This window comes from Burkholderia sp. Tr-20390, from assembly GCF_017104595.1.
Classification (GTDB): domain Bacteria; phylum Pseudomonadota; class Gammaproteobacteria; order Burkholderiales; family Burkholderiaceae; genus Burkholderia.
Genome location: NZ_JAAGPC010000042.1, coordinates 39,781 through 58,447 on the forward strand (window position 1 = coordinate 39,781; position 18,667 = coordinate 58,447).

General features: G+C 67.0%; 19 protein-coding genes and 1 pseudogene. 14 read left to right on the top strand and 6 right to left on the bottom strand.

Translation table 11 applies throughout. From position 1 onward, the window contains the following. Positions 1-473: 473 nt before the first annotated feature. Both G3N98_RS14195 and G3N98_RS14200 read right to left on the bottom strand, forming a co-directional pair. Positions 474-1,418 (bottom strand): GlxA family transcriptional regulator, encoded by a 945-nt coding sequence (locus tag G3N98_RS14195; RefSeq protein WP_206148516.1) that lies wholly within the window; start codon positions 1,416-1,418, stop codon positions 474-476. A 130-nt stretch (positions 1,419-1,548) separates the two neighbouring features. Continuing rightward, entirely contained in the window at positions 1,549-2,511 is a 963-nt protein-coding gene (locus tag G3N98_RS14200; RefSeq protein WP_206148504.1) for a helix-turn-helix domain-containing protein, read from the bottom strand. Between the two features lie 244 nt (positions 2,512-2,755). Between G3N98_RS14200 and G3N98_RS14205 the strand changes: the two genes are divergently transcribed. Genes G3N98_RS14205 through G3N98_RS14235 form a run of 7 tightly spaced genes read left to right on the top strand, consistent with a single transcriptional unit; the run spans position 2,756 to position 8,267 of the window. Beyond that, positions 2,756-3,913, top strand: coding sequence for an amine dehydrogenase large subunit (locus tag G3N98_RS14205; RefSeq protein WP_206148505.1), 1,158 nt, complete (start codon positions 2,756-2,758; stop codon positions 3,911-3,913). Positions 3,914-3,920: 7 nt separating this feature from the next. Then, entirely contained in the window at positions 3,921-4,475 is a 555-nt protein-coding gene (locus tag G3N98_RS14210; RefSeq protein ID WP_206148506.1) for a MauE/DoxX family redox-associated membrane protein, read from the top strand. Continuing rightward, a complete protein-coding gene (mauD, locus tag G3N98_RS14215; protein WP_206148507.1) occupies positions 4,472-5,104 on the top strand; it encodes a methylamine dehydrogenase accessory protein MauD in 633 nt (210 codons plus the stop codon). The genes G3N98_RS14210 and mauD overlap by 4 nt, the downstream gene beginning before the upstream one ends. 39 nt (positions 5,105-5,143) lie before the next feature. After that, complete coding sequence (locus tag G3N98_RS14220) at positions 5,144-5,689, top strand: methylamine dehydrogenase light chain (protein WP_089475427.1); 546 nt, start codon at positions 5,144-5,146, stop codon at positions 5,687-5,689. Next, on the top strand, positions 5,686-6,186 hold the full coding sequence (locus G3N98_RS14225; RefSeq protein WP_206148508.1) for a cytochrome c: 501 nt from the start codon (positions 5,686-5,688) through the stop codon (positions 6,184-6,186). The genes G3N98_RS14220 and G3N98_RS14225 overlap by 4 nt, the downstream gene beginning before the upstream one ends. Before the next feature lie 53 nt (positions 6,187-6,239). Further along, a complete protein-coding gene (locus tag G3N98_RS14230; RefSeq protein WP_206148509.1) occupies positions 6,240-6,728 on the top strand; it encodes a cytochrome c in 489 nt (162 codons plus the stop codon). A gap of 33 nt (positions 6,729-6,761) precedes the next feature. Further along, positions 6,762-8,267, top strand: a complete 1,506-nt coding sequence (locus tag G3N98_RS14235) for an aldehyde dehydrogenase family protein (RefSeq protein WP_206148510.1) — start codon at positions 6,762-6,764, stop codon at positions 8,265-8,267. Positions 8,268-8,339: 72 nt separating this feature from the next. On the opposite strand, the gene G3N98_RS14240 is transcribed toward G3N98_RS14235, so the two are convergent. Beyond that, complete coding sequence (locus G3N98_RS14240) at positions 8,340-8,783, bottom strand: DMT family transporter (protein ID WP_089426861.1); 444 nt, start codon at positions 8,781-8,783, stop codon at positions 8,340-8,342. 121 nt (positions 8,784-8,904) lie between these two features. Between G3N98_RS14240 and G3N98_RS14245 the strand changes: the two genes are divergently transcribed. Continuing rightward, positions 8,905-9,783, top strand: coding sequence for a LysR substrate-binding domain-containing protein (locus tag G3N98_RS14245; RefSeq protein ID WP_206148511.1), 879 nt, complete (start codon positions 8,905-8,907; stop codon positions 9,781-9,783). A 55-nt stretch (positions 9,784-9,838) separates the two neighbouring features. Here the strand turns inward: G3N98_RS14245 and G3N98_RS14250 are convergent, their stop codons facing one another. Beyond that, positions 9,839-11,422 (bottom strand): isocitrate lyase, encoded by a 1,584-nt coding sequence (locus tag G3N98_RS14250; protein WP_206148512.1) that lies wholly within the window; start codon positions 11,420-11,422, stop codon positions 9,839-9,841. Positions 11,423-12,032: 610 nt separating this feature from the next. Between G3N98_RS14250 and G3N98_RS14255 the strand changes: the two genes are divergently transcribed. From G3N98_RS14255 to G3N98_RS14280, 6 genes are all read left to right on the top strand, one after another. Next, positions 12,033-12,986 carry a choline ABC transporter substrate-binding protein gene (locus G3N98_RS14255; protein WP_089475421.1) on the top strand — a complete coding sequence of 318 codons (954 nt, stop codon included), beginning with the start codon at positions 12,033-12,035 and terminating at the stop codon, positions 12,984-12,986. 83 nt (positions 12,987-13,069) lie between these two features. After that, on the top strand, positions 13,070-13,999 hold the full coding sequence (locus tag G3N98_RS14260; RefSeq protein ID WP_039366557.1) for a 3-keto-5-aminohexanoate cleavage protein: 930 nt from the start codon (positions 13,070-13,072) through the stop codon (positions 13,997-13,999). Positions 14,000-14,086: 87 nt separating this feature from the next. Then, positions 14,087-15,052: an L-carnitine dehydrogenase gene (locus G3N98_RS14265; protein ID WP_039366226.1), complete on the top strand. Its 966-nt coding sequence runs from the start codon at positions 14,087-14,089 to the stop codon at positions 15,050-15,052. Positions 15,053-15,064: 12 nt separating this feature from the next. Then, positions 15,065-15,553 (top strand): thioesterase family protein, encoded by a 489-nt coding sequence (locus G3N98_RS14270; protein WP_206148513.1) that lies wholly within the window; start codon positions 15,065-15,067, stop codon positions 15,551-15,553. 33 nt (positions 15,554-15,586) lie between these two features. After that, positions 15,587-16,543, top strand: a complete 957-nt coding sequence (locus tag G3N98_RS14275; protein WP_206148514.1) for an alpha/beta hydrolase — start codon at positions 15,587-15,589, stop codon at positions 16,541-16,543. Positions 16,544-16,565: 22 nt separating this feature from the next. After that, positions 16,566-17,762, top strand: coding sequence for a TauD/TfdA family dioxygenase (locus G3N98_RS14280; protein WP_206148515.1), 1,197 nt, complete (start codon positions 16,566-16,568; stop codon positions 17,760-17,762). Between the two features lie 202 nt (positions 17,763-17,964). On the opposite strand, the gene G3N98_RS14285 is transcribed toward G3N98_RS14280, so the two are convergent. Together G3N98_RS14285 and G3N98_RS14290 are read right to left on the bottom strand one after the other, a co-directional pair. Next, positions 17,965-18,261: a DUF4148 domain-containing protein gene (locus G3N98_RS14285; RefSeq protein ID WP_089426868.1), complete on the bottom strand. Its 297-nt coding sequence runs from the start codon at positions 18,259-18,261 to the stop codon at positions 17,965-17,967. A 214-nt stretch (positions 18,262-18,475) separates the two neighbouring features. Next, positions 18,476-18,667, bottom strand: a pseudogene (locus G3N98_RS14290) (short-chain dehydrogenase); the annotation flags it as partial.

Below are 18,667 nucleotides of genomic sequence, written 5' to 3' on the forward strand. Positions count from 1 at the left end.
AACGGTTGGATACGCCCGCGCGTTCGTGGCGCGCAGGCACGACACGGCCCGCGCGCCGGCGCGATGGCGCCGGTGCGGCGAAGCGGTGTTGGGAACGTCGACTGACTAAGGAACCCTAAATGTCAGGTCGAAAAGAAACAGGCAGGCGAAGAGGGGGAGAAGCGGGAGAAGAAGCGAACGGCAGGCAGGTGCGGCGACGGCGAAGCGAGCATCGTCATGTCATACCCCTCGGATCGGATCGATATCGGTGGCAGCCCGCGTGGCGCGACGCACGTGGCGATGCGGCATGCATGTCGTTAGGCTGCCTATCTAACTTTTTTTGGTATGTTACAGAATATTTTCAACGACATTCCAATTTATTTTCGACGACCGCTTCGGTCCGTCGATCAATCGCCGGCATTGTTCAGCAAGCGGCGGGAATCGCTGCCCGAACGCGCAATTCAGCGCCGGATTGTGTGTGAAACCGGCGACGATCAGCGCGTCGAGCGCCGGTCGTTGCGCGGGCTCAGCCCGAATCGCGTGCGATACGTGCGCGAGAAATGCGACGGCGATTCGAACCCGCACGCGACGCAAACCGACGTGATGCTCATGTCCGTCTGCTGCAGCAGTTCACGCGCGCGATCGAGGCGCAGGTTCAGGTAGAAGTGCGTTGGCGTGTCGTTCAGCGTCGCGCTGAACAGCCGTTCGAGCTGGCGGCGCGTGATAGACACCTCCTGCGCGAGCGCATCGGAGCCGAGCGGGGTTTCCATGTGCCGCTGCATCGTGCCGATCACCTGGATCAGCTTGCGGTTGTGCACGCCGTAGCGCGCGGCGATCTCGAGCCGCTGGCTGTCCGAGCGCTGCCGGATCCGGCTGACGACGAACTGCTCGGAGATCGCCGCCGCGAGATCGGCGCCGTGCCGCCGCCCGATCAGGTCGAGCATCATGTCGATCGACGCGGTGCCGCCCGCGCACGTGATGCGCCGGTCGTCGATCTCGAACAGCTCCTGCGTCGCGTTCAGCCCGGGGTAGCGTTCGCGGAACGCGGCCAGTGCTTCCCAGTGCAGCGTGAGCGGCTGCGATGCGTCGAACAGCCCGGCTTCCGCGAGCACGAAGCTGCCCGTGTCGATGCCGCCGAGCGTTGCACCATGACGGTGCTGGCGGCGCAGCCAGTCGCCGATCGCGCGGGTGTAGCACACGAGCGGATCGAAACCCGCGACGACGAACACCGTATCGACCTTGTCGACCTCCGCGCACGCGGCCTCGGCGGCGACCGGAATGCCGTTGCTCGCGGCGACGGGCGCGCCGTCGGCGCTGATCACGTGCCAGCGATAGAGCTCGGTGCGAAAGCGGTTCGCGACGCGCAGCGGCTCGACCGCGGACATGAAGCCGAGTGCGGAGAAGCCGGGCAGCAGCAGGAAATGGAAATCCTCGGGCATCGGGGCAGGAGATGGAATCGGGTAGTCGTCGTCGCGCATCGTGCGGGGCGGCGAGCGGACGGGCAGGCGCCGCGGCCGGCTCGCGCGCGCCGAACGGTCAGCGGGAGATTATCGCGGGTTTTGCGCGGGCTCAGCGCGTTTTCGCGTCGCGCACGGCCCGGCGCGCGGTGGTCGACGGCAACTCGCCGAACTGCGCCTTGTACGCGCTCGCGAAATGCCCGAGATGCATGAAGCCCCAGCGTGCGGCCGCGTCGCTGATCGGCAGGTCGGCCTGCCGCGTATCGAGCAGCATCCGCCGCACTTGCGACAGGCGCAGCGAGCGCACGTAGTTCAACGGGCTGGTCTGCACGACCGACTGGAAGCTGTTCTGCATCGTGCGCCGGCTCACGCGCAATTGCGTGCACAGGCTCAGCACGTCGACCGGTGCTTCAGGATGGCCGATCACGTAGTCGTGCACGCGGCGCACGATGTCGGCGCGACAGGCGTGCGTGAGGCGGTTCGACGGCTCGGGAATCCGGTACGTGAGGAGATCGACGAGCACGTTGCCGATCTCGCCGCGCAGTTCGCGCTGCGCGCGTGCGTCGCGGTAGGCATCGGGTGCCGCCAGCACGCGCTCGAGTTGCGTGGCGACCTGCACGCTCGCGCGCATCAGCACGGCGGTGGGCATGTCGGCGACGCCGCGCCGCAACGTGGCTTCGTCGACGCGCACATCGGCCGCATCCTCGACCTGCTGCATCAGCGCGCGATCGGCGACGACACCGATCAGCGACATGTCGTCCGGTGAATGCAGCTCGAACGGCGCACCGCCACGCGCCATCACCATCGTGCCGCGCTCGATGCGCGCACCGCCGAATGCGAACGCGCCGGAGCCGGTGAGCGGCATGCCGAACACCGTATGGTCGTGCGGCAGTCTTCCGCGCTGGATGATGCGCACGTTGGCGGTTTCCTGGAACAGCTGCATGCCGTCCAGCACCGCATGCTTGACCGCGCTCCGATACGCGCCGGAGCCGATCTGGTCGTAGCGCTGGTGCCAGCCGCGCAGCGCCTCGGCATGCCGGTCCGCGTTGTCGAACCTCTCGTGAAACACGAACACTGCGCCTCCGGGTGCGTCGATCAGGACCGCGCAAGATTAAACCGACCGCCTGGTCGGCGCAATAAGGGGGAGCGCTATTCCGCGTGCATTTGTCAGAGGGTCGGAAGCCTCCGGCCGGCGCGGCTTTCAGGCGGTTTTCCAATATCCCGAATCGGCAAGCACGCGGTGCCGGTCCGGGTGCTGACCGGATTTATTGTCGAACTACAGTCGCCCCACATCACGTGATTCCCCAACTGGAGGCGACATGAGGACAAGGCGACGAACCGCGGTGCTCGCGGCGACGCTGGCGTTCGCGGCGGCATGGGCCGGCAGCGCGAACGCGACGGAAAAGCCGGAGGAACTGGTCGTGCAGAAGATGCCGCCATGGCATCCGCACGAGGTCTATATCGTCGACATCTCGATGCCGTCGATGACCGACGGACGCATCTACGTATACGACGCCGATGCGAGGAAACTGCTCGGCCAGATCGACGGCGGCTTCGGCCCCGGCTTCGCGATTTCGCCCGACCACAAGACGAGCTTCGTCGCGACGACCTACTTCTCGCGCGGCTCGCACGGCACGCGCACCGACGTCGTCGAGATGACCGACAACACGACGCTCGATCATGCGGGCGAGATCGTGATTCCGGCGAAGCATGCGCAGCATGTGCCGTCGCCGTACAACACCGCGTTCAGCGCGGACGGCAAGCGGCTGTACGTCGCGAACATCACGCCGGCCGCCTCGGTGACGGTGATCGACGCGGTGTCGAAACAGGTGCTGTCGGAGATCGACACGGCGGCCTGCGTGCTCGCGTATCCGTCGGGCAACGACCGCTTCACCGCGTTGTGCGAAAGCGGCAAGGCGTTGACCGTCACGCTCGATGCGAACGGCAAGGAAGTGAAGCGCACGATGTCGGAGGCGTTCATCGACGTCGACAAGGATCCGGCGTTCGTAAACGCGTCGCGCTACCAGGGCGACTATCTGTTCACGACGTACGGCGGCAACGTGCGCAGCGCGGATTTCAGCGGCGACAAGCCCGCGTTCGGCAAGCCGTGGCCGCTCTTGACGGATGCCGAGCGCGCCGAAGGCTGGCGCCCGGGCGGCATGCAGCAGACGGCCGTGCAGGCCCGGCAGAACCGCTACTACGTGCTGATGCACAAGGGCGGCGACGGCTCGCACAAGGATCCCGGCACGCAGGTGTGGGTGGTCGACCTGAAGTCGAAGCAGCGTGTCGCGCGCTGGGATCTCGCGCAGCAGAAGGTCGATCCGCTCGTGTCGATCCAGGTCAGCGAGGACGACAAGCCGCTGTTCTATGGGCTGACGGCGACGTCCGACCTCGTCGTGATGGATGCACGCACCGGCAAGCTGCAGCACGTCGAGAAGCAGATCGGCAACACGTCGTCGCTGCTCGTCAACCCGTGAGGCCGCGATGACGATCGATCCCGTACTTGCCACCAGCGCGCAGGCCGGCGCCGCCGTCGTCGTGCTGCTCGGCGCGTTCGCGAAGATGCGGCGGCCCGCCGCGTTCAGCCAGGCGCTCGCCGGCTACCGGCTGCTGCCCGACGCGCTGACCGCGCCCGTCGCGTTCGCGATTCCGCTCGCGGAAGCGATCGGTGCCGCGGCGCTACTGTTTCCCGATACGCGCACGGCCGGCGCGATCGGCCTGGTCGCGTTGCTCGTGGCCTTCGCCGCCGCGATTGCGATCAATCTCCTGCGCGGCCACACCGACATCGACTGCGGCTGTTCCGGCTTCGCGGCGGCGCGCACGGATGCGCCGCGCGGCATCGGCTGGCTGCACGTCGGGCGTGCGCTGCTGCTCGCCGCGCTGGCCGCGACCGCGCTCGTCGAGCCGGGCGCACGCGCGGTCGTGTGGTTCGACTACCTGACGCTGTTCTTCTCCGTGCTGCTGATCGTCTGCGCGCTGCTCACCGTCGACGTGCTGCTCGCCAACCTACCGCGCCTTTCCCACCTGAGGAATTCATGATGCAAACCGCTCTCACCGTTTCCACCGCGCTGCTGTGGGTGGCCGTCGTCGCGCTCGGCGCGATCTGTCTCGCGCTCGTGCGCCAGATCGGCATCCTGTACGAACGCATCATGCCGGCCGGCGCATTGATGATCGACAAGGGGCCGGCGGTCGGCGCGATCGCGCCGACGTTCGAACTGACCGACATTCGCGGCGCGCAGGTGAAGGTCGGCGGCTTCGATGCGTCAGGCAAGGCGACGCTGCTGTTCTTCCTGTCGCCGACGTGCCCCGTCTGCAAGAAGTTGCTGCCGCTGCTGCCGTCGCTGCAGGCGAGCGAGGCGACGCCGGTGAACATCGTGCTCGCGAGCGATGGCGATGCCGACGAACACACGCGCTTCGCACGCAAGCACGACCTCGGGCGCTTCCCGTACGTGCTGTCGCAGGAGCTCGGCCTCGCGTACCAGATCGGCAAGCTGCCGTACGCGGTGCTGCTCGACGAAACCGGCACGGTGCGCGCGAAGGGGCTCGTCAACACGCGCGAGCATCTCGAGAGCCTGTTCGAAGCGAAGGAACGCGGCGTCGCGTCGCTGCAGCAGTTCGTGCACGGCGATCATGGCCACGACCACGACGCGCACGCGCAGCACGCATGACCGGCCGCCCCTCTTTCAACGTCAAGGGAGAACAACGACATGGGCCTGTTTGATTCATGGTTCGAGCGGTCGGCGCGCGGCGTCGCGCAGCACAGTTCGCGACGCAGCGCGATGGCGAAGCTCGGCAAGGTGCTGGTGGGGTCGGCGATGCTGCCGCTGCTGCCCGTCGATCGCACCGCGTATGCGGCCGATGCGGCATCGGGCGCGTCGGCTGCGTCCGGCGGCGCCGCGACGGCGGCAAGCGACGATCCGATGAGCTGCGACTACTGGAAATACTGCGCGATCGACGGCTGGCTGTGCAGTTGCTGCGGCGGCACGTCGAGCAGTTGCCCACCGGGCACGACGCCTTCGCCGATCACGTGGATCGGCACCTGCCGCAATCCGCACGACGGTTCGGACTACATCGTGTCGTACAACGACTGCTGCGGCAAGACGTCGTGCGGAAAATGCTTCTGCAACCGCAACGAGCGCGAGAAGCCGCTGTACAAGCTGTCGCTGAACAACGACATCAACTGGTGCATGGCCAACGGAAATTCGAACTATCACTGTTCGGTTTCGGTTCTGCTGGGAGCGGCAAAACAATGAAAGGGAAGCAAGCAGGGAAGTTCGCCGTCGCATGCATGACGGCCGTGACGGCCCTCGCATTGCCGGCCGCCGCCGGTGCACAGGAAACCGTGCATTACCCGGCCGGCAAGAGTCTGTTCGACGCGCAGTGCGCGGTATGCCACCAGGCGGGCGGCAAGGGGCAGGACGGCCTCGCGCCGCCGCTGACCGAGTATCCGGGCAAGTACGCGACGGCCGAGCCGGGGCGCGCGCAACTGGTCGCAACGTTGCTGCACGGGATGTTCGGCGAGATCAAGGTGCGCGACAAGCACTACAACTTCAAGATGCCGTCGTTTGCGAGCGCGAGCGATGACGACATCGCGCACGTGCTCAACTACGTCGTGTTCGATATCAACGCGCAGCATGGTGACGCGAAGCCGTTCACGGCAGCCGATATCCGTGCGGCGCGCGCGAAGGCGATGGATGGCACGGCCGTTCATGCGCAACGCGAAGTCGTCATCAAGGGGCTGGGCCTGTGACGCTCGCGTGCGCGCCCCGTGTTGGCGACGCCGCGGCCCGCACGCGGTGTGCGATGTCGTCGTGGCTCGGCAGCGTGTCGCGTCGCCTGTCGTCGTTGCTGATGCTGGCCGGGGCGGTCGCAGGTTTGACCACGGCACCCGCGCATGCCGACGGCGCGGCCGACGCGGCGCTCGCGCGGCAGCACTGGGTGCTCAACTGCATGGGCTGCCACACGGCGACGGGCGGCGGCATCCCCGGCAAGGTGCCGCCGCTTGCCAACTCGCTCGGCTATTTCACGCATCTGCCGGCCGGGCGCGAGTACGTGATGCGCGTGCCCGGCGCGTCGAACTCGGCGCTGTCGGACCAGGATCTCGCCGACGTGCTCAACTGGGTACTCACCACCATGAACCGCGACGCACTGCCGCGCGACTTCAAGCCTTATACGGCCGCCGAAGTCGCCGCGCACCGCCGTCCCGCCTTGTCCGACGTCGCGACCGTGCGCGCCGGCCTCGTGCGCGCGTTGCAGGCGCGCGGGATCGATGGCGTCACGGATCGCTACTGACCGACTCCTTCAGGAAAACGAGGAATCAAGAAGATGGAGACGAACGAACATTTCCCGCTGCTCGACGCCACGCGCGCGTTTCTCGCGAAGCCGAAGAAGATGCTGATCGGCGCCGAGTGGCGCGACGCAGCGTCGGGCCGCCAGCTCGACGTCGTGAACCCGGCCGACGGCACCGTGCTCGCGCACGTGCCCGAAGCGGACGAGCACGACGTGCAGCAGGCCGTCGCCGCCGCGCGGCGCGCATTCGACGCGGGGCCGTGGCGCACCGCGAAGACCACCGATCGCGAACGCCTGCTGCTCGCGCTCGCCGACCTGGTCGAAGCGAACGCGCGCGAGCTGGCGGAGATCGAGTCGCTCGACAACGGCAAGCCCGTGATGGTGGCGCAGGGGCTCGACGTCGCGATGGCCGCGCAGTGCTTCCGCTACATGGCCGGCTGGGCGACGAAGATCGAAGGCAGCGTGATCGACGCGGGCATGCCTTACATGCCGGACAGCGAGATCTTCACCTATACGCGCAAGGAGCCCGTCGGCGTGGTCGGTGCGATCATTCCGTGGAATTTCCCGCTGCTGATGGCCGCGTGGAAGCTTGCGCCCGCACTGGCCACGGGCTGCACCGTGGTGTTGAAACCCGCGGAAGATACGCCGCTCGGCGCATTGCGACTCGGCGAGCTGATTCAGGCGGCCGGCTTTCCCGACGGCGTCGTCAATATCGTCACCGGTTACGGGCACACGGCCGGCGCCGCGCTGTCGCGCGATCCGCGCATCGACAAGATCGCGTTCACGGGCTCGACGCAGACGGGCAAGACGATCGGCCACGCGGCGCTCGACAACATGACGCGGATGTCGCTCGAACTCGGCGGCAAGTCGCCGGTGATCGTGCTGCCCGACGTCGATCCCGACAAGGCCGCAGTGGGCGTGGCGAACGCGATCTTCTTCAACCAGGGGCAGGTGTGCACGGCCGGGTCGCGCGCGTACATCCATGCGTCGGTGTTCGACGACGTGATCGAGCGCGTCGCGAAGATCGCCGCGAGCCTGAAGATCGGCCCGGGGATGGACCCGTCGACGCAGATCGGCCCGCTCGTCTCGGCGAAGCAGCGCCAGCGCGTGTGCGGCTATATCGACTCGGGCTTCAGCGAGGGGGCGCGCGCCGCCGCGGGCGGCAGCGCGATTGACGGCCCGGGCTTCTTCGTCGAGCCCACCGTGCTGGTCGACACGACGCAGGCGATGCGCGTCGTGCGCGAGGAGATCTTCGGGCCGGTGCTCGTCGCGATGCCGTTCGACGACGTCGACACGGCCGTGCAGCTCGCCAACGACACACCGTACGGCCTCGGCGCGAGCATCTGGTCGAACGATCTTTCCGCGATCCACAAGCTGGTCCCGCGCATCGCGGCCGGCACGGTGTGGGTCAACTGCCACTCGCTGCTCGACAACGCGATGCCGTTCGGCGGGATGAAGCAGTCGGGTTTCGGTCGCGAACTCGGCCGTGCGGTGATCGACCAGTACACGGAAAGCAAGTCGGTGATGATGAACTACGCGTGAGCGTCGCGGCGGGTGCATGCGTTGCCGGCGGTTCGGCAACGCACACGCATGGGGCAGCGACGCGAGACGTCGTCACGCGCGAACCAGCACCACCCCGAGAATGAGGCACGCCGCGCCGGCCAGGCGGATCGGGCTGGCCGCATGCTGCTGGATGCCGAGCACGCCGAAGTGGTCGAACGCGAGCGCACCGGTCATCTGCCCGACGACGATCAGCGCGAGCGTCGTCGCGGCGCCCAGGCGCGGCACCATCAGGATCGCGATGCCGACGAATACCGCGCCGAAGAACCCGCCGGTCCAGCTGAACCATGACGCGGCGCCGGTGGCGCCCCCGCTCAAGCGCGGATGCGGGGTCAGCAGCGCAACGGCGAGCATCGCGGCCAGGCCGACGAGGTAGCTGACCGACCCGGCCCACCACGGCGAGCCGAGCTGCGCACGGAGATTGGCGTTGAGCACCTGTTGCAACGCCACGCTGACGCCGGCGGCAACGACCAGCAGATAGGACAGGAGAGTAGTCACGACGAGGCAGGCTCCGGCGAAGTGGCCGTGACGGCGGCTCCGGCACGGCAGGCTTCCATTCTGGAAAGCGCGACGGTATAACGCAAATATCAAATCGGGCGCTTATCCATCTCTTTTCGGCATGCCATCCCTGAGGCAAATCCAGTATTTCCTGACCGTGGCCGATCTCGGCGGCTTCACGCCGGCCGCGAGCGCGCTCCACGTCGCGCAGTCGGCGCTCAGCCGGCAGATCGGTCAACTGGAAGACGAGCTGGGGTTTCCGCTGTTCGACCGGGAGCCGAGAGGGGTACGGCTGACGCCGGCCGGCGCGCTCTATCGCGATCGCGTGGCGTCGATTCCGGCGACCCTGACCGCCGCGGCCGACGAGGGCGCGCAATTGTCGCGCGGCGAAGCGGGCGTCTTGCGGCTCCTGCATTCGAGCACCGTTCCCGTCGGCAGCCTGATGCCGGTGCTCGAGCGCTTCATGCGCGCGTGTCCGGGCGCACGGATCGATCTCGACCGCGCGTCGTCCGAGGATCAGGTGCTGGAGATCGCGAGCGGCAACGCCGATATCGGGATCGTCCGTTTGCCGGTGCTGCGCCGCGATCCGCGCGTGCGCTTCGTCGAGCTCGCGGCCGAACGTCTGTGCGCGGCGGTGCCGGCCGATCATCCACTGGCGGGCCGCAAGCGCATGGCGATCGCGCGGCTGCGGCACGAGCCGTTCGTATCGGCCGTGTATCGGGAGCGGGGCGGGCTCGCGCGCGTCGTGATCGATCTTTGCCTGAAGCGCGGCTTCGTGCCGGCGATCGCCCGGATCGTGTCGCCGAAGACGTCGATGCTGAATCTCGTCGCGGCCGGGCACGGCGTCGCGATCGTGCCGGAACGGATGGCGAGTCTCGGGATCGACGGCGTCGTCTTCGTGTCGATTTCGGATGAAGACGCCAGGTCGGTGTGCGCGCTGGTGTTGCCGGTCGCGCCGACGGTGCTGGCGGACGCGTTCGTGCGGGTGATCGGCGAATAAAAAAACGCCAACCCGTAACGTAACGGGTTGGCGTTTCGCGTGGCGATGACCGGTATCAGAACTGGTTCATCGTGTTGTCCTTGCCGGCCGCCTTCAGCGCTGCTTCGCCGCTGAAGTATTCCTTGTGATCGTCACCGATGTCCGAGCCGGACATGTTCTGGTGCTTCACGCAGGCGATACCCTGGCGGATTTCCTTGCGCTGCACGCCGGCCACGTAGCCGAGCATGCCCTGGTCGCCGAAGTATTCCTTGGCCAGGTTGTCGGTCGACAGCGCGGCGGTGTGGTACGTCGGCAGCGTGATCAGGTGATGGAAGATGCCGGCTTCACGCGATGCATCGGCCTGGAACGTGCGGATCTTTTCGTCGGCCAGCTTGGCCAGTTCCGTCTCGTCGTATTCCACGCTCATCAGCTGTGCACGGTCGTAGGCCGACACGTCCTTGCCCTCGGCCTTCAGCGCGTCGTACGCCTGCTGGCGGAAGTTCAGCGTCCAGTTGAACGACGGGCTGTTGTTGTACACCAGCTTCGCGTTCGGGATGACCTTGCGGATCTCGCTGACCATGCCGCCGATCTGGGCGATGTGCGGTTTTTCGGTTTCGATCCACAGCAGGTCGGCGCCGTTCTGCAGCGACGTGATGCAGTCGAGCACGCAGCGCGCTTCGCCCGTGCCGGCGCGGAACTGGAACAGGTTGCTCGGCAGGCGCTTCGGACGCAGCAGCTTGCCGTCGCGCTTGATGACGACGTCACCGTTGCCCAGCTGGTCGGCCGACAGTTCTTCGCAGTCGAGGAAAGCGTTGTACTGGTCGCCCAGGTCGCCCGGCGTGTTGGTCACGGCGATCTGCTTGGTCAGGCCGGCGCCCAGCGAGTCGGTGCGGGCGACGATGATGCCGTCGTCCACGCCCAGCTCCAGGAACGCGTAGCGGATCGCGCGGATCTTCGCGAGGAAGTCCTCGTGCGGCACCGTGACCTTGCCGTCCTGGTGGCCGCACTGCTTCTCGTCGGACACCTGGTTTTCGATCTGGATGCAGCATGCGCCTGCTTCGATGAACTGCTTGGCCAGCAGGTACGTGGCTTCCGCGTTGCCGAAACCGGCGTCGATGTCGGCGATGATCGGCACGACGTGCGTGACGTGGTTGTCGATCTTCTCCTGGATCGCGGCCTTCGCCGTGGCGTCCTTGGCGGCGTCGAGTTCGCGGAACAGGCCGCCCAGTTCACGAGCGTCGGCCTGGCGCAGGAACGTGTACAGCTCGCGGATCAGCGCGCTGACCGAGGTCTTCTCGTGCATCGACTGGTCCGGCAGCGGGCCGAACTCGGAGCGCAGCGCGGCGACCATCCAGCCGGACAGGTACAGGTAGCGGCGTTCGGTGCTGTTGAAGTGCTTCTTGATGGAGATCATCTTCTGCTGGCCGATGAAGCCGTGCCAGCAACCCAGCGACTGCGTGTACTTGGCCGGGTCGGCGTCGTACGCGGCCATGTCGGCGCGCATGATCTTCGCGGTGTACTTGGCGATGTCCAGGCCCGTCTTGAACTTGTTCTGGGCACGCATGCGGGCGGCGTACTCGGGGCTGATCGCATTCCACGCGCTGCCGTGGTTTTCCTTCAAACCGGCAACTGCCTTGATGTCGTCTTGATACTGGGCCATGTCAATCTCCTGGGAGCAAAGCGCGTTTGAGTAACGGGTTGAGCGTGCCCGCTACGTCTGTCGAAGCGGACTGCATGGGATAAATAGTAACGCCGCCCATCGAGCTTTTGGCGATGTCTTATATAAGACATAAGACATTATTTTTACTTGTTTTTCAATGGGTTACGTTTCAGTTTTTGCAATGCAAAACAAGTTTTCAAGCGACGAAAAGGCGTCGGCGCGGGAATTCGGCGTGGATTCCGCAATACGAAACGCTCTTTCGGCTGCTGGAGATCGGGCCAGCTTCACACTTGCCCGTGACACCCGTTCGTCGGGGCGGTGCGAGCGGCGCTGAACCGCAGCCCCGCCGGCTTGCCGTTTCGTCCGGGCCGAACCGAAAGCATCGCGCCGCATGTGGACAAACCGGATCCATCGAAAATTCGCGTGAAAACCCCGCCTGTCAAGCCTTCCAGGAAACCTAGTGGTTTCCACTCATAGTCGCAAATAGTCAAGAACAGGTCGCCGCCGGTCTTCTCGCGGCCAATATGGCTCGTTACTTTTACTCCCACGATGCAGGCCGGGCACACCCCGCGCACCGGCTGCCGCGAGTCAAACCGGGAGGTAACGAACCATGAAGTCGACGAAGATCGCCGCGCTTGTCGCGGCCGTGCTGGCGACCGGCGCGTTCACGCACGCGGCGCAGGCCGAAACGGATGCCGCGACTTGCCGCACCGTGCGTTTCGCGGATATCGGCTGGACCGACATCACGTCGACCACGGCGCTCGCGTCGACCGTGTTCGAGGCGCTCGGCTACAAGCCGACCACGACGATCGCGTCGGTGCCGATCTCGTTCGCCGGCCTGAAGAGCAAGCAGCTCGACATATCGCTCGGCTACTGGTGGCCCGTGCAGCAGAAGCAGCTCCAGCCGTTCCTCGACAGCAAGTCGATCAACGTCGTCGAACCGCCGAACCTGTCGGGCGCGAAGGCGACGCTCGCGGTGCCGAGCTACGAATACCAGGCGGGCCTGAAGACCTTCGAGGACATCGCGAAGCACCGCGCGGAACTCGACGGCAAGATCTACGGGATCGAGCCGGGCAGCAGCGCGAACGCGACGATCCAGAAGATGATCGACACGAACCAGTACGGGCTCGGCGGCTTCAAGCTCGTCGAATCGAGCGAGGCCGGGATGCTGGTGACGGTCGAGCGCGCGATCCGCGAGAAGAAGTGGGTCGTCTTCCTCGGCTGGGAACCGCATCCGATGAACATCCAGATCAGCATGAACTATCTGTCCGGCGGCGATGCGTCGTTCGGGCCGAACTACGGCGAGGCGCGCGTGTACACGCTCACGGCCCCCGACTTCATTTCCCGCTGCCCGAACGCCGGCAAGCTCGTCACGAACCTGCGCTTCTCGACGCAGCTCGAGAACCAGCTGATGCAGTCGGTGATGAACAAGACGAAGCCGGCCGAGGCCGCGAAGGCGTACCTGAAGAAGAACCCGCAGGTGCTCGATCCGTGGCTCGCGGGCGTCAAGACGTTCGACGGCAAGGATGGCCTGCCGGCCGTGAAGGCGTATCTCGGCCTGTGATGGATGACCCGCGCGCCGCACCCGGCGCGCGCCGACGAAACATTCGCATTGCGACACAACCCGATTCAAGCGAGGCAACCAGCATGAACCACGAAGTCATCATCACCTGCGCTGTCACCGGCGCGGGCGATACGGTCGGCAAGCATCCGGCGATTCCGGTCACGCCGAAGGAAATCGCGGCTGCCGCGATCGAGGCCGCGAAGGCCGGCGCAACGGTGGCGCACTGCCACGTGCGCGATCCGCAGACGGGGCGCGGCAGCCGCGACCCGAACCTGTACCGCGAAGTGGTCGACCGCATCCGCTCGGCCGACGTCGACGTGATCATCAACCTGACGGCCGGCATGGGCGGCGATCTCGAGATCGGCCCCGGCGAGGACCCGATGCGTTTCGGCAAGGGCACCGACCTGGTCGGCGGCCTCACGCGGCTCGCGCACGTCGAGGACTTGTTGCCCGAGATCTGCACGCTCGACTGCGGCACGCTGAATTTCGGTGACGGCGACTACATCTACGTGTCGACACCCGCGCAGCTGCGCGCCGGCGCGAAGCGCATCCAGGAACTCGGCGTGAAGCCGGAACTGGAAATTTTCGACACGGGCCACCTGTGGTTCGCGAAGCAGTTGCTGAAGGAAGGGCTGCTCGACGATCCGCCGCTGTTCCAGCTGTGCCTCGGCATTCCGTGGGGCGCGCCGGCCGACACGGGCACGATGAAGGCGATGGTCGACAACCTGCCGCCGGGCGCGCACTGGGCCGGCTTCGGGATCGGCCGCATGCAGATGCCGATGGTCGCGCAGGCGATGCTGCTCGGCGGCCACGTGCGGGTCGGCCTCGAAGACAACATCTGGCTCGATCGCGGCGTGCATGCGACCAACGGCACGCTCGTCGAGCGCGCGCGCGAGATCATCGAACGGCTCGGTGCCCGCGTGCTGACGCCGGCGGAAGGGCGCCGCAAGCTCGGCTTGCCCGCACGCGGCGAGCGTCCGCTCGAACGCCGTGCGATCGCCGAGTTCGCGTGAGTTTTTGCCAGACTGATTGACATGACGCGGCGGCACGCACAGGCGCGGCCGCCCACCGATTTCCCCTGATTTGAAGGATGCGTTGACATGGCTGTGAAGACCGACATCAAGACGTTCGCCGCCATCGGCACCGGCGTGATCGGCAGCGGATGGATTTCCCGCGCGCTCGCGCACGGTCTCGACGTGGTCGTATGGGACCCGGCACCGGGCGCGGAGGAGCGGCTGCGCGCGAACGTCGCGAACGCGTGGCCCGCGCTCGAACGCGTCGGCCTTGCGCCGGGCGCCGACCCCGCGCGGCTGCGTTTCGTCTCGACGATCGAGGCCTGCGTCGCCGACGCGGATTTCATCCAGGAAAGCGCGCCCGAGCGCGAGGCGCTGAAGCTCGAACTGCACGAGCAGATCAGCCGCGCGGCGAAGCCTGACGCGATCATCGCGTCGTCGACGTCGGGGCTGCTGCCGACGGATTTCTACGCGCGGGCGACGCATCCGGAGCGCTGCGTGGTCGGCCATCCGTTCAATCCCGTCTACCTGCTGCCGCTCGTCGAGGTGCTCGGCGGCGCGCGCACGTCGCCGGAAGCGGTCGAAGGCGCGATGGAGGTCTATCGCAAGCTCGGCATGCGGCCGCTGCACGTGCGCAAGGAAGTGCCGGGCTTCATCGCCGACCGGCTGCTCGAAGCGTTGTGGCGCGAGGCGCTGCACCTCGTCAACGAAGGCGTCGCGACGACCGGCGAGATCGACGACGCGATTCGCTTTGGCGCGGGCATCCGCTGGTCGTTCATGGGCACGTTCCTGACCTACACGCTCGCGGGCGGCGATGCGGGCATGCGACACTTCATGCAGCAGTTCGGCCCCGCGCTCGAATTGCCGTGGACGAAGCTGGTCGCGCCCACGCTGACCGACGCGCTGATCGACAGCGTCGTCGAAGGCACGACCGAACAGCAGGGCACGCGCAGCATCAAGGAACTCGAGCGCTATCGCGACGAGTGCATCACCGAGGTGCTGAAGTCGATCGCCGCGGTGAAGGCGCGGCACGGGATGCGATTCGAAGACTGAGGACGACAGACGATGACCGGCGATACCCCGCTGACGATTTACCGCGACGTGGTGCGGCCCGAATGGGTCGACTACAACGGCCACCTGCGCGATGCGTTCTACCTGCTGATCTTCAGCTTCGCGACCGATGCGCTGCTGGATCGCATCGGCCTCGATGACGCCGCGCGTCGCGAGCGGGGGCGCTCGGTCTACACGCTCGAAGCACATGTGAACTACCTGCACGAGATCAAGGAGGGCACGCCGGTGCGCGTCGACGCGCGCGCGCTCGCACACGACGCGAAGCGGCTGCACCTGTATCTCGAGCTGTTTGCTGACGGGCACGACGATGCGGTGTCGGCGAGCGAGCAGATGCTGCTGCACGTCGATACACGCGACGGCGCGAAATCGGCGCCGTTCGACGACGACGTGGCCGCACGCGTGGCCGAGCTGCATGCGTTGCAGCGCGAGTGCGCGGCGCCCGCGTATGCGGGCCGCGTGATCGGGCTGCCGCCGCGCCGATAACCTGCGCGAACCTTCGACCTCGGAGCGCACACGATGCTCGAACCGGAAATCGCGACGTTCGTTGCCGCCGTGGACGCGTGGTATCCGGCCGACGCGGCGGCGCGCTCGCCCGCCGAACAGCGCCGCCTGTACGACCGCTTCGCGGCCGAATGGACGCCGGCCGCGCTGCCGGCCGGCATCGTGCAGCAGGACGCCGTCTGGCACGCATCCGACGGCCGTGCGATCGCGCTGCGGCGTTACACGTCCGCGCACCGCACGCCACGCGGCACGGTGCTGTTCTTTCATGGCGGCGGTTTCGTCGTCGGCTCGCTCGACAGTCATGCGCTGATCACCGCGCAACTGGCGGCCGATACGGGGCTCGACGTGATCGCGGTCGACTACCGGCTCGCGCCCGAGCATCGCGCGCCGGCTGCACTTGAAGATTGCCTGGAGGTCACGCGCGCCGCGCGCGACGCACGCTGGCCGTTCGGGCCGTGCGCGCATCCGCTGACGCTCGCGGGCGACAGCGCGGGCGGCATGCTCGCGGCGGCGGTGGCGACCGCGCTGCGCGATGCGGGCGAAGGCGGTGTCGACGGCATCGCGCTCGTCTACCCGATGCTTGGATTCGAACCGCAATCGCCCGCGCGCGAAACGGAAGCGCACGCGCCGATGCTGACGCTCGACGACGTCCATCGCTATCGCGCGCTGTACTGGGAAGGCGCCTTGGTCGATGCGCTGGGAGACGGTGACCCGCTGCTGCGCGCGTCGGTACCGCTCGCGGCTTCGCGTTTCGACGGCCTGCCGCCCGTGCTCGCGATCGGCGCGGAACACGATCCGCTGCGCGACGACGCGCGCGTGTACGTCGAACGGATTCGCGCGGCCGGCGGGGCCGCGCATTACTGGATGGGAGAGGGGCTGGTGCACGGCTGCTGGCGCGCGCTCGGAACGAGCCCGCAGGCGGCGCGGCTGCACCGGACGGTCGGCGGGTTTCTGCTCGCACCACACGCGTAGCGGGCGTTTCCGGGAGGCAACGATGCAGGCAGCGCAACACCGTATCGAGGACTGGCGGACGTTTTCGGCCGACGCGGCCATTGCGGCGGCGACGATTGGCGACGGCGCGGTGGACGTCGAATGGAGCGACACGCGACGATCGCCGTTTCATTTCGACTGGCTGCGCGACAACTGCGCGTGTTCCGCGTGCGTGCATGCCGTCACGCGTGAACAGGTGTTCGAGATCGCCGATGCGCGCGAGGATCTCTCCGCGCTCACGGTGCACGTCGAAACCGACGGCGCGCTGCATGTCGAGTGGAATGATGGACATCGCAGCGCGTGGTCGCCGGGCTGGTTGCGTGCGCATGCCTACGATGACACGTCGCGCGCGGAGCGCCAGGCCGCGCACGGGCGGCACGTATGGGCCGGTGACGATGCGACGGCCATCGGCGTGTTCGCGTGGCGCGACGTGATGGAGGACGACGGCGCATTGCTCGCGTGGCTCGCCGCGTTGCAACGCACGGGGCTGACGCTCGTCGAAGGCGTGCCGGCCGAGCGTGGCCGTGTCGACGAGATCGCGCGCCGTATCGGCCTGATCCGCGAAAGCAATTTCGGCGTGCTGTTCGACGTCGAACCGAAGCCGCGTCCGGACAGCAATGCGTATACGTCGCTGAACCTGCCGCCGCATACCGACTTGCCGACTCGCGAGTTGCAGCCGGGTGTGCAGTTCCTGCATTGCCTCGCGAACGACGCGACCGGCGGCGACAGCGTGTTCCTCGACGGCTTCGCGCTGGCCGATGCGCTGCGGCGCGAGCATCCGGCCGATTTCGAACAGCTCGCGTCGACGCCGTTCGAGTTCTGGAACAAGAGCGCGAACAGCGACTACCGCTGCTCGGCGCCGGTGATCGGGCTCGATGCGCGCGGCAACGTGACGGAGGTGCGTGTCGCGAACTTCCTGCGCGGGCCGCTCGATGCGCCGTCCGGCTCGGTCGCGGCCGTCTATCGCGCGTACCGGCGGTTTCTCGCGCTGGCGCGCGAGCCGCGCTTTCGCGTGCAGCGCCGGCTGCGGGCGGGCGACATGTGGGCGTTCGACAACCGCCGCGTGCTGCATGCGCGCACCGAGTTCGATCCGTCTACCGGCCGCCGGCACCTGCAGGGCTGTTACGTCGATCGCGATGAACTGCTGTCGCGGTGGCGCGTGCTGTCGCGTTCGGCGCCTGTCGCGGCCACGTCGCGCTGACGGGCGCGCGCGGTTTCGTCCTGCTCGTACGCATTCCTCGCCGATGAAAAAACACCCGGACGCCAGGCGCCCGGGCGAAGCCCCCCGTTGCCGGGCGGCGGAGGTATGCGTTTCATCAAAAAGAACGAGCCCCGCAAGGGGGCTCGTCCTGACTTTCGTGCTTCATCGCGCGACGCGCGGCGCCCGCCGAGGGCGCATCGGCTTACTGGCCGAAGAAGATCGAGTCGCGAGCGTTCGACGATGCAGCCGGGGCGCCCGAGTGGACGGCCGGAGCCGGTTGTGCGCCGTAGCCGCTGGTGTCGGCACCATGAACACGCGCTTCGGCGCTCTGGATGTCGTTCGGGTAGTACGGGCTTGCCACGCCCGGCTTGTAGCCGGCTTGTTCGAGCTGGACCAGTTCGTTGCGCACTTGAGCGCGGGTCACGGTGCTTTGAGCGAATGCGCCAAACGAAGCGGACAGGGCGGCAGCGGCAACGACTGCGGAAACGAGCGATTTCATGATGACCTCCGGTGTTTTATTGAGTTCGCTCTCGACACCATGTCTTAAGCGATTGATCAAATCTTAGTCATCGGAAGGTTCAGGGTAAACGCTGGTTTTGACGATAAATTGTTTCCTGGGTGGTAACAGTCGCGCGTCGAATCAGGCTTTCAACCGGCTTTCTTTCCGGTTGGTGCAACAAGTATCGCGAATATTGCGGACGGCGAAGCGCGGTTCAGCGCACCTCGGCCGCCGTGTCGAACGACCGGCCCGGCGCGCGTCCGGCCGGTGCGCCCGAACTGAGGAAACGCACGCCCGTCGCCGCTTCCGAGGCTTCCCACAGCAGCGCCGCGGAGGCCACGTCGCGCGCCGCTCGGGGCACGCTCGCGGGCGCCGGCAGCCCGCGCGACTCGAACCAGCCGGACGG

Coding starts and splice junctions, on each gene's coding strand:
- G3N98_RS14195 (WP_206148516.1), bottom strand. CDS start 1,418: ATGCCCGAGGATTTCCATTTCCTGCTGCTGCCCGGCTTCTCCGCACTC.
- G3N98_RS14205 (WP_206148505.1), top strand. CDS start 2,756: ATGAGGACAAGGCGACGAACCGCGGTGCTCGCGGCGACGCTGGCGTTC.
- G3N98_RS14210 (WP_206148506.1), top strand. CDS start 3,921: ATGACGATCGATCCCGTACTTGCCACCAGCGCGCAGGCCGGCGCCGCC.
- mauD (WP_206148507.1), top strand. CDS start 4,472: ATGATGCAAACCGCTCTCACCGTTTCCACCGCGCTGCTGTGGGTGGCC.
- G3N98_RS14220 (WP_089475427.1), top strand. CDS start 5,144: ATGGGCCTGTTTGATTCATGGTTCGAGCGGTCGGCGCGCGGCGTCGCG.
- G3N98_RS14225 (WP_206148508.1), top strand. CDS start 5,686: ATGAAAGGGAAGCAAGCAGGGAAGTTCGCCGTCGCATGCATGACGGCC.
- G3N98_RS14230 (WP_206148509.1), top strand. CDS start 6,240: ATGTCGTCGTGGCTCGGCAGCGTGTCGCGTCGCCTGTCGTCGTTGCTG.
- G3N98_RS14235 (WP_206148510.1), top strand. CDS start 6,762: ATGGAGACGAACGAACATTTCCCGCTGCTCGACGCCACGCGCGCGTTT.
- G3N98_RS14245 (WP_206148511.1), top strand. CDS start 8,905: ATGCCATCCCTGAGGCAAATCCAGTATTTCCTGACCGTGGCCGATCTC.
- G3N98_RS14250 (WP_206148512.1), bottom strand. CDS start 11,422: ATGGCCCAGTATCAAGACGACATCAAGGCAGTTGCCGGTTTGAAGGAA.
- G3N98_RS14255 (WP_089475421.1), top strand. CDS start 12,033: ATGAAGTCGACGAAGATCGCCGCGCTTGTCGCGGCCGTGCTGGCGACC.
- G3N98_RS14260 (WP_039366557.1), top strand. CDS start 13,070: ATGAACCACGAAGTCATCATCACCTGCGCTGTCACCGGCGCGGGCGAT.
- G3N98_RS14265 (WP_039366226.1), top strand. CDS start 14,087: ATGGCTGTGAAGACCGACATCAAGACGTTCGCCGCCATCGGCACCGGC.
- G3N98_RS14270 (WP_206148513.1), top strand. CDS start 15,065: ATGACCGGCGATACCCCGCTGACGATTTACCGCGACGTGGTGCGGCCC.
- G3N98_RS14275 (WP_206148514.1), top strand. CDS start 15,587: ATGCTCGAACCGGAAATCGCGACGTTCGTTGCCGCCGTGGACGCGTGG.
- G3N98_RS14280 (WP_206148515.1), top strand. CDS start 16,566: ATGCAGGCAGCGCAACACCGTATCGAGGACTGGCGGACGTTTTCGGCC.
- G3N98_RS14285 (WP_089426868.1), bottom strand. CDS start 18,261: ATGAAATCGCTCGTTTCCGCAGTCGTTGCCGCTGCCGCCCTGTCCGCT.